General features: G+C 60.5%; 11 protein-coding genes and 1 pseudogene. All 12 read left to right on the top strand.

Annotated elements, in window-relative coordinates; genetic code table 11:
* Positions 1–299: 299 nt before the first annotated feature.
* Positions 300–524 carry an AbrB/MazE/SpoVT family DNA-binding domain-containing protein gene (locus FJ222_10440; GenBank protein MBM4164839.1) on the top strand — a complete coding sequence of 75 codons (225 nt, stop codon included), beginning with the start codon at positions 300–302 and terminating at the stop codon, positions 522–524.
* The gene (locus FJ222_10435) at positions 525–929 is read left to right on the top strand and encodes a type II toxin-antitoxin system VapC family toxin (GenBank protein MBM4164838.1); all 405 of its coding nucleotides are present in this window, start codon (positions 525–527) and stop codon (positions 927–929) included.
* 177 nt (positions 930–1,106) lie between these two features.
* Complete coding sequence (locus FJ222_10430; protein MBM4164837.1) at positions 1,107–1,361, top strand: AbrB/MazE/SpoVT family DNA-binding domain-containing protein; 255 nt, start codon at positions 1,107–1,109, stop codon at positions 1,359–1,361.
* Positions 1,352–1,675: a type II toxin-antitoxin system PemK/MazF family toxin gene (locus FJ222_10425; GenBank protein MBM4164836.1), complete on the top strand. Its 324-nt coding sequence runs from the start codon at positions 1,352–1,354 to the stop codon at positions 1,673–1,675. The genes FJ222_10430 and FJ222_10425 overlap by 10 nt, the downstream gene beginning before the upstream one ends.
* A gap of 80 nt (positions 1,676–1,755) precedes the next feature.
* Positions 1,756–2,769 carry a Gfo/Idh/MocA family oxidoreductase gene (locus FJ222_10420; GenBank protein ID MBM4164835.1) on the top strand — a complete coding sequence of 338 codons (1,014 nt, stop codon included), beginning with the start codon at positions 1,756–1,758 and terminating at the stop codon, positions 2,767–2,769.
* Positions 2,769–3,149, top strand: a complete 381-nt coding sequence (locus FJ222_10415) for a cupin domain-containing protein (protein MBM4164834.1) — start codon at positions 2,769–2,771, stop codon at positions 3,147–3,149. The genes FJ222_10420 and FJ222_10415 overlap by 1 nt, the downstream gene beginning before the upstream one ends.
* A 6-nt stretch (positions 3,150–3,155) precedes the next feature.
* Positions 3,156–3,395: pseudogene (locus tag FJ222_10410) on the top strand (hypothetical protein).
* Positions 3,396–3,476: 81 nt separating this feature from the next.
* The gene (locus FJ222_10405) at positions 3,477–4,355 is read left to right on the top strand and encodes a formate/nitrite transporter family protein (GenBank protein ID MBM4164833.1); all 879 of its coding nucleotides are present in this window, start codon (positions 3,477–3,479) and stop codon (positions 4,353–4,355) included.
* A gap of 30 nt (positions 4,356–4,385) precedes the next feature.
* The gene (locus tag FJ222_10400; protein ID MBM4164832.1) at positions 4,386–6,719 is read left to right on the top strand and encodes a beta-glucosidase; all 2,334 of its coding nucleotides are present in this window, start codon (positions 4,386–4,388) and stop codon (positions 6,717–6,719) included.
* A 335-nt stretch (positions 6,720–7,054) separates the two neighbouring features.
* Positions 7,055–8,674, top strand: coding sequence for a hypothetical protein (locus FJ222_10395; protein MBM4164831.1), 1,620 nt, complete (start codon positions 7,055–7,057; stop codon positions 8,672–8,674).
* A 200-nt stretch (positions 8,675–8,874) separates the two neighbouring features.
* Positions 8,875–9,144 (top strand): helix-turn-helix domain-containing protein, encoded by a 270-nt coding sequence (locus FJ222_10390; GenBank protein ID MBM4164830.1) that lies wholly within the window; start codon positions 8,875–8,877, stop codon positions 9,142–9,144.
* 46 nt (positions 9,145–9,190) lie between these two features.
* The gene (locus FJ222_10385) at positions 9,191–9,463 is read left to right on the top strand and encodes a hypothetical protein (GenBank protein MBM4164829.1); all 273 of its coding nucleotides are present in this window, start codon (positions 9,191–9,193) and stop codon (positions 9,461–9,463) included.
* The last annotated feature ends 79 nt before the right edge of the window (positions 9,464–9,542 follow it).

Here is a 9,542-nt window from a genome sequence, read left to right as displayed (position 1 = left end):
CAGGGCTACTAAATGAAGATTAGACACGATACGCCCCTCAACCCGATCCGGTTCGTGTGTAACTCGTTCATGCGTGGTTACATGCGAAAAATCTGCTCTAAAGAGGGTGCTTGTTTTCTGTCTAATTTTGTCTATTCCTGTCTATTGAGGCACTGGCAACCCCCCGGGTCTGTCAAAGTGGCACGGGCATCTTGCCCATGGAGTTTTGCAAGAGTCTCAGAAAGAATTTTAGATGCGTTTGCCCTGGCCGCTAACGTTGGGGGCTTGACATCAACAGTAATACGTGAGAAAGTAATACCATGAAATTAACCACAAAAGGACAGGTGACAATACCGGCGCGCATTCGTGATTACCTGGGGATCGCTCCGCATACGGATGTTGATTTCCGCATCATTGGTGGCACCGTCGTTTTGCTGAAGCATGAAGAGCCCCCAGGGGGACGAAACCGGTTTAGCGCACTGCGCGGCGTGCTCAAGGGAACACGAACGACCCAGGAATGGATGCAAGCAACACGAGGGGAGTAGATGGCCATATTGGTTGACACAAATGTCATCATCGACGTGCTTACTGATGATCCAGCTTGGGCCGAGTGGTCGATTGCGCAGCTCGAGGGGCACAGCGACTCAGGACTGGTCATCAACCCCGTCGTCTACGCTGAGCTTTGCTTCGGCAGCCCATCAACCGAATTCGTCGACGATGTCGTCAGGAAGTTCGGTCTCAACTACCAAGAGATCCCCAGGCAAGGCCTCTTTCGAGCAGCCAAGGCTTTCGGCCGGTATAGAACCCGACGCGGAACCAAGACATCACCACTGCCAGACTTCTTCATCGGCGGACACGCAGAAGCTGCTGGAATACCTCTACTCACACGCGACACCAATAGGATGAGCACATACTTCCCGGGCGTGAGATTGATCTGCCCCCAACAATGACCTGCACACGATTCCAAAACACGTACCGTGTGGAGTGCGAGTCCCCACGCCAGGTGAAGGAGAAGCCGAAGGGAAGCGAAAGGGCAACTGCGTCGCCGTGAGGCGGGGTGGGGAGGAGGTCCAACGCGAACGAGATCCGGAGTTGACGGGTAATCACAAAGTGTCTACGATGGTGACATGAAAACGACCCTTATACCTATCGGCAACTCGCGTGGCGTTCGGATACCGAAGCCCTTCATCGAGCAGTGCGGTTTGACGGAACAGGTGGAGATGGACGTGAGAGATTGCATGATCCTCATCCATTCCCCTCGGCAGCCGCGCGCCGGCTGGGCGGATGCTTTCGAGCAGATGGCCCGCGAGGGGGACGACAAGTTGTTGGACGGTCAGCCGACCTCGACCCGTTGGGACGAGGAGGAGTGGCAATGGAAGTAGATCGCTTCGATGTGTTCCTCGTGGCCCTCGACCCCACGGTCGGACACGAGATCAAGAAGACGAGGCCCTGCACGGTGATCTCACCGGATGAGATGAACCATCACATTGGGACCGTCATCATTGCTCCCATAACAACCGAGGGGCGCGACTACCCTACGCGGGTGCCATGCATATTTCAGGGGACCGAGGGGCAAATCGTGTTGGACCAGATTCGGACCGTTGACAGAACACGTCTCGTCAAGAAGCTGGGCCGTCTCTCCCCAACTGCATCGAATAAACTGCTCAGTGTTCTCACGGAGATGTTCCAGAAATGAAGCCCCAACCAGGCGGTGGAGGGGCCGGGATACCGTCGTCTCACCCGTAACGTTCGGCCGACGCAAGAGATGATTGAGTTATGAACGCAGCTATCATTGGACTTGGATCACAGTATGGCTTGGGCGGAAAGCACGCCGCAGTTTACGACACGAGGCCAGAAGTGGATCGCATCGCACTGTGTGATACCCGCCGCGAGGTGGCCGAGAAGGTGGCGGCGACCCTGAGAAAGCCGACGACCCTCCACACGAGTATCGACGATCTGTTCTCGGCGGGGCGGGTGGACGTGGTGAGCATCCTCACCCCGGACCACTTGCATCGCACGCACGCGGAGGCGGCCTGTGCCGCAGGAGTTCAGATCCTGCTGACCAAGCCAATTGCGCCGACGTTGCCGGATGCGCGGGCCATCGTGGCATCTGCCAGGAAGGCCGGAGTGCATCTGATGATTCACCACGAGATGCGCTTTCGGAGCATCTATCCTCGCGCAAGAGAACTGATTGCCTCCGGCCGCCTTGGCGACATCGCCTACATCGGCATCACCGAATTGTACCAGTACGTCCGTGAGAAGTTTGCCAACGCCCCGTGGTATGCCACACGAGAATCCGGCCGCACGATGGTCACCGGCAGCGGGGTGCATCAGGTGGACATGCTCCGCTGGCTTTGCGGCAGACCCGTTCGCAGGGTGACCGCGCTGGGCAACCGCGTTGGCGATCTGCCGTACTGGCACAACAAAACGATCGTCGCCCTGCTGGAGTTTGAGGGTATTGACGGCATTGGGGAACTCACCTTCTCCTACGAGGGGATGCCGGGCATGGCGCGTGGCGGACTGACAGTCATCGGCAGCAAGGGCATGATCAGTCTGGAAAAGTTCCGAGACCGTATCAGCGGTCAGGAGGAATCCCTCAAGCCTGATCATGAAGAGGACAGCCATCAGGCAGGAGTGCACGCGTTTCTCGATGCGCTTCGCGACGGTCGGCCCGTTCCGATCACCGGCGAAGACGGTTTCGATTCGGTCGCGACCGCACATGCAATCGATGTGTCGTGTGAGACCGGTCAGACCGCGAAACCTGAACAACTGCGGGAGTCTGCAACATGATGACGGCAGGAAAGGCAGTGAGCAAAGCGGCCCTACTTCCAGCGGCAAGGACGGAAGTGACAGTGGCGGACTGGGGTGCCCTCACTTGGTATGCCAGCGCCAAACTCGGCAATTCTCAACACATGACCGTCGGCAAATGCGTGATCCGTCCGGGTTTGGCCAACCCCCGTCACTGTCATCCCAACTGCGAAGAAGTGCTGGTCGTGCTTGAGGGAGAGATTGAACATGAAATTGAAGGTGGCCGGCACGTCATAATGCGTGACGGCGACGCGATCACCATACCACAGGGATTGCTGCACAACGCTCGCAACATCGGTACAGATGATGCGATTCTACTTGTCGTTTTCTCGTCGGCGCGGCGAGAGGTAAAGGGCGAGTGAAAGCATGTGGCCGCATCTGTGTGGCCTGCATACACCGGTGACGAGAAGCGGACACGCATGTTCTGGCCCGAGGGCATGGGGGAATGGCAGTCAGTAAAAAATTCTGTCAAAAAGACACCCGATCACAACTGGCCCCGCAAATCCTTGTGGGGTTCTGTGAACGAAGCGGATCCGTATGTGATGGAAAGGGAAATCAACGCCGCTGTAAACCATGGTGTCAACGTCTTCATTGATGATGGGTATTGGTAGGGTCGGCGACCCTTTCTTGAAAACAGCCTCAATGACGGGTTTTTTCCGTTGGATGCAGAAAGATGAAGGAAAGAGGAGATGAGCACAACCCTGCCTAAACCGCCCATTCCTGCCACCTACGATCCCATGTTGTCCGCAAAAGAGCACGACCGAATGGTGTCCGTGCTTGGAATTCGCAAAGCCAATACGCAGGTCTGGCAACTGCTCCTGCTCGGTATGCTGGCTGGCATCTACATCAGTTTCGGGGGTTTGGTGTCGCTCGTGGCGCTCACCGAGACGGGAAGTCGCATCGTCGCCGGCCTCGTGTTCAGCATCGGCCTTGTGTTCGTGGTGATTGCAGGCGCCGAACTGTTTACGGGTAACATCGTCATGATCGTTGGAGCCATCACGCGCCTCTATCCCGTCTCCAAGTTGCTTCGTAACTGGGGATCGGTGTATGTCGGAAACTTTATCGGTGCCTACGGCTTTGCTGCGCTGATCGTCTGTACAGCCCTGCTCGGTGCGCCGGATGCTCTAACGCCGCTCGGAGAGACAGCGGTCCGGGTGGCTGAAGCCAAACTTGCGATGAGTTTTGGCGATGCTTTTGTGCGAGGGATCCTCTGTAACGCGCTCGTGACTCTTGCCTTGATTCTGGCCACGCTTGCGAAGGACGTGGTCTCGAAAATCATTTGCTGCATATTGCCGATCTCGACCTTCGTGGCCTGTGGCTTTGAGCATTGCGTCGCGAACATGCTCTTGATTCCGGTTGGCCTCTTTGCCAGAGGGGTGCCGCTGTGGAGCCACGGGACTATTTTCAACAACCTCCTGCCGGTCACGCTGGGCAACATCGTGGGCGGCATTGCGCTGCTCGTGCTGCACCCGAACCGCATCCGCCAACTGGTGCAACTCTATCGGCAGTCGGCTTCTTCTGGCGCTCAAGATTCTTTATCCAATGGATCGTGTACTCCTCCCGGCTGAAGAGTGATTTCGGAACATGATTTTCAACCCATGAACACACGACGAACCGCCGCCAAGTCTATCCCGCCTTACAAGAACGCCAAGCTGCCCGCGTCCAAACGCATGGCGGACCTGCTGTCTCGCATGACTTTGGAAGAGAAAGCCGCTCAGATGATGTGCATCTGGCAAGAGAAGGCCCAGACGCTTGTCGACGCCGATGGCCGTTTCGATCCCGCCAAGGCTGGTGCTTTCTTCAAGAAAGGTCATGGGCTCGGCCAAGTCGGGCGGCCGAGCGACGCTGGTGCACTCCCCGCTCAATCGTCGCGGGGACAGAACGCTCGGGGCATGGCTGAGCTGACGAACGCCATCCAGGCGTTCTTTCTCAACCACAGCCGATTGGGTATTCCCGTTGTGTTCCATGAGGAGTGCCTCCACGGCCACGCCGCCCGCGACGCCACCAGTTTTCCCCAACCCATTGGGCTGGGCTCCACGTTCAATCCGAAACTGGTGGAAGACGTGTTCAGCATGACGGCCTATGAGGCCCGCGTCCGCGGCACACACCAGGCACTTACCCCGGTTGTGGATGTCGCGCGCGATCCGCGCTGGGGTCGGGTGGAGGAAACCTACGGCGAAGATCCCTTTCTCAGCACACAGATGGGCCTTGCTGCCGTTCGCGGCTTCCAAGGGGACGGCACGTTCCAGGACAAGCGGCACGTCATGGCCACCCTGAAACATTTCGCAGCCCATGGACAGCCCGAGTCCGGCATGAACTGTGCCCCGGTGAATGTGTCCGAGCGCGTCCTGCGGGAAACGTTTTTGCGCCCTTTTCAAGACGTTATTCACCAGGCAGGCGCCGTCAGCGTAATGGCATCCTACAACGAGATCGACGGCGTTCCCTCCCACGCGAGCCAGTGGCTCCTGCGCCACGTGCTCCGAAAAGAGTGGGGCTTCAAGGGGTTCGTGGTGTCCGACTATTACGGGATCTGGGAACTCGGCTACCGCCCCGCCACCCACGGCCATTTTGTGGCCCAGGATAAACGGGAATCCTGCCGGCTGGCGGTCGAGGCCGGTGTGAACATGGAACTTCCAGACCCGGACTGCTACCTCCACGTGGTCGACCTCGTACGCCGAGGCGAGCTTCGGGAACGCCAGATCGATGACCTCGTGGCTCCCCTGCTTCTCTGGAAGTTCAAGATGGGGTTGTTTGATGATCCCTACGTGAATCCTGATGAAGCGGAGCAGGTGGTGGGGTGTGACGCACACCGGACGCTGGCGCTCCAGGCCGCCCGCGAAACCATCACCCTGCTCAAAAACGATCACACCCTCGCGCCGTTGGCCCCGTCTCAGTTCAAGACCATCGCCGTGATAGGCCCCAACGCTGACCGTCCGCTTCTGGGAGGCTATAGCGGACTTCCTCGACAAACCATCACGGTTCTCGATGGGATCCGGGCCCGCGTGGGGAAAGGCGTTCGCGTGCTCCATGCCGAGGGCTGCCAGATCACCCAGGGCGGCTGCTGGCGGCAGGACGAGGTGATTGCCGCAGACCCCGACGAAGACCGGCGTCAAATCGCCCAGGCGGTCAGAATCGCCCGAAAAGCCGAGGTCATCATCCTCGCGCTGGGCGGCAACGAACAAACGTCGCGTGAAGCGTGGTCGCTCACACACATGGGTGATTGCGCCACGCTCGAGCTCCCTGGCCGCCAGAATGAGCTGATCGAAGCGATGGTTGGCACCGGCAAACCGGTGGTGGCCCTGCTGTTCGGCGGACGGCCCCTGGCCATCCAGCAGCTCGTCAACCAGGTGCCCGTCATCTTCCAATGCTGGTATCTGGGGCAGGAATGCGGGCGCGCCGTGGCGGAGGTGCTCTTCGGCGACGTGACCCCCGGCGGCAAACTCCCGATCAGCATTCCGCGGTCGGCGGGGCACCTCCCGGTATTTTACAATTACAAACCCTCCGCCCGCCGCGGCTACCTCTGGGACGAGGTCACACCCCTGTACCCGTTCGGTTTCGGACTCAGCTACACCACCTTTGACATTCGGAATATCCGCTTGGCCAAACGGCGCATCGGCCGCTGCGACTCCACACGGGTCTTGGCCAGCGTCACCAATACCGGCTCGCGAGCAGGCACCGAAGTCGTGCAGCTCTACATCCGCGACCGGATCAGCTCCGTGACACGGCCCGTGAAGGAACTGAAGGGATTCAGCAAGGTCTGGCTGGAGCCGGGCCAGACGAAAACCGTGGCGATTGAGATCACCCCGAGGTCTCTGGCATTCTACGATGTCACCATGCGCCACGTTGTGGAACCGGGCGAGTTTGAGATCATGGTCGGCACCTCCTCGCGCGACAGTGATCTGCAGAAGATCGTTTTGACAGTCGTGGATTAAAAACAGGAACAGTGATACGCCCGGAGAACGGCAATGATTCCCATGGCCGCCTCAAACCCGCCTTCTGAAGGGTCGAATCATCGGGAACGAAAAAATCCCCGACTCCTTACGGAATCGGGGACGTTTGAAGATGGTAGCGGGGGTAGGATTTGAACCTACGACCTTCAGGTTATGAGCCTGACGTATCTCGACAAAAAACGCCTTTATTATCGTCTTTATATTATCTCTAATAGGTCTGTGTTTGTAATTGTGTGGTTTTTTTGCTTGCCTTTCCCGAGATTTTTCTTCATTATGTCACACGTCGCAACAAACAGGCGGCGGAAAGGCGGGGCACCATGGGACTTGAGATCAGACATGGGCGTAACGGAAAACCGCGGAAGTACTGGTACGGCCGTTATGATGTGGACGGCAAGGCGAAGGTGGTCAATCTCGGTGTTCCGATCAAGGGCACCCCGCCGCCGACCCTGAGAGAGCCTGGCACCCATGCTTTTGAGGCGAGCCGGATGAAAGCTGAGGCGGCGCTCGAAGTGGTGCGGAACGAGGCGCGGGAGAAGGGGAACGCCGAGCATCTGACCCGGCGCCTGATCGAGTCGAAAACCGGACGGACCGTGGAATACGTTCGCCTTGCCGATTTGGCCGAGCGGTGGCGCAAGCTGCCGCGGGAAACGAAGCCAGGCACGGATTGGATGGCGCAATGTGACGCCATCTTCAAGCGCTTCGCCGATGCCGTCCCTTGCACGTTCCTGCACGAGGTCACGACAGAAATGGCGACGGGACACGTTGACACCTTGCGCAAAACCCATGCGCGGAAAACAGCCCGAAACGCCGCACAACTTCTGAGGTCGGCATTCAAGCGCCTTCTGCCGCCCGGCGTCCCCAACCCCTTCGAGGGGGCGATCAACCGCAAGGGCGAAGACGAGGACGGTGACACGGTGCACCGCCGCCCCTTCACCGCCGAAGAGCTGACCCGGCTTTTCGAGGCCGCGAGGCCCGACCCCTTGCTCTTTCCGCTGGTCGTGACCGCCGCCTGCACCGGGCTGCGCCGGGGCGACGTGTGCCGTCTGCCGTGGAAGGCTGTTGACCTGCGGGCGGGCACCGTGAACGTCAAGACGGCGAAGACCGGGGCGGGCGTCCAGATTCCGATCTTCCGCCCCCTGCGGGAGGTCTTCGAGGCGGCGCTCGCCGACCGCGAGGCGGGTGCCACGTTCGTCTTTCCCGCGGCGGCGCGGATGGTGAACGCGAACCCCGACGGGTTGACCTGGCGGTTCAAGAAGCTGGTCTCTTCGATCATGCCCGACACAGAGGACGCCGAACCCGCCGCAGAGGCCGCCGTCTGCGCCGGGCGGGAGGGGCTGGCCGAACGCCTGCCGTATATTGAAACGGCCGTGGCGGGCCGTTTCCGGCCGGACATTGCGGCGCGGATCGCGGACACAGCGAGGCGCTACGCCGGGGGCGCTTCGATACGGGACATTGAGAAGCAGACGGGGCGGGTGCGGTCGGGTGTCTCGGCCGATCTTCACGCCGCCGAAAAGGCACTCAATGTCCGCTTCCTGCCGACCGTTGGGGTCAAGGGCATGGCGGCGGGGGGCGGTGCCAAGGCGCGTGTCGCCAGGCTGACGCGGCTTGAAGCGCCGGGCCGGGCACGGTCGGCGTCGGTCCTGGACTGGCACGCGCTACGGGTGACGTGGGTGACGCTGGCGCTGTCGGCCGGGGTTCCGATGGAGGTCTGCCGACTGGTGACCGGCCACAAGACCGTCGAGGTCGTTCTGCGGCACTACTTCAAACCGGGCGCGGAGCACCTGCGGGCAGTCTTGGGCGACAAGCTGCCTGCCGTCCTGACCGGAAACGGCTCGACCACACCGCCCGCCCTTCCCGCCGGCGACAAACTGGGCGCGTTCCTGGCCGATCTGACACCGGCCGAGCGCAAGCGTCTGACCGACATGCTCGCGAATTGAACGGGAGGGCGGACGCCCCGATAGAAGGTTCATGACAGGCCGTAAGTGTTCGCAGAGCGACACTTACGGCCGTTCCATTGGATAGGAGAATGGCCGAAATCGGCGCCGCGGCCCTTGGCGAATGTTGATTCCGTCCGTTGTGTGTCGCACCGTTACGAACACAATGGGTTTTCGGGCTGGATGCGGCAGAAGGGATACCTATGGGCAAAGAGGAACTGATCGGGCGCATCCTGGCGGCGACGCCGGATCAAATCAAGGCGGTGGAACGGGCGCTCAGCGGCGAGAAGACCGCCGAGGTGACGGACACGCGGCTGCTGACCTTTTCCGAGGCGGCGCGCCGGATGCTCGTATCGCGGCAGACGATCTGGCGCATGGTGAAGGAGGGTCGGCTGCCAACCGTGGAGACGCGGCCGGACCGCTATCGCGTGCCGGCGGCCGCGCTGACGGCGTTCGTGAACCGCGCGGCATGAAGGTGGAAGGGGCAGTTGGCAGTTGGCAGTGGTAGTTGGCAGTGGCGTGAGTGAAGATGGGACCCCGGCAAACCGCCGGGGTTTCTTTCTGCCCGGAACACGGGCCAGAGACCGGAGCTTGAGCGTGGAGGGGCAGAACCCGCCGCGGCGGAGGCGCCCCATTACGCCGGAGACGCGGCGGGATGGAGGGGCGGAAGGGAGAGACAGGGCGGATGGGCTGAGAGAGAAGGGGCGGCGAATGCAGGACAACGGCGCCGATGCCGGCCCCGGGGTGATGATGGACGGGAACAGCGGGCTGGCGCTGCAAGACCCCAAGTGACGGACCTACCGTGCCTCCTGATGGGCGAAACGGCGGAAAGATAAACGGGAACGCGCCTGAAAAAGGCGGATCGGCTTCA

The organism is Lentisphaerota bacterium (assembly GCA_016873675.1).
GTDB lineage: Bacteria > Verrucomicrobiota > Kiritimatiellia > RFP12 > JAAYNR01 > VGWG01.
Note: the sequence above shows the minus strand (reverse complement) of the source record. Positions and strands in the feature narration are given on the sequence as shown.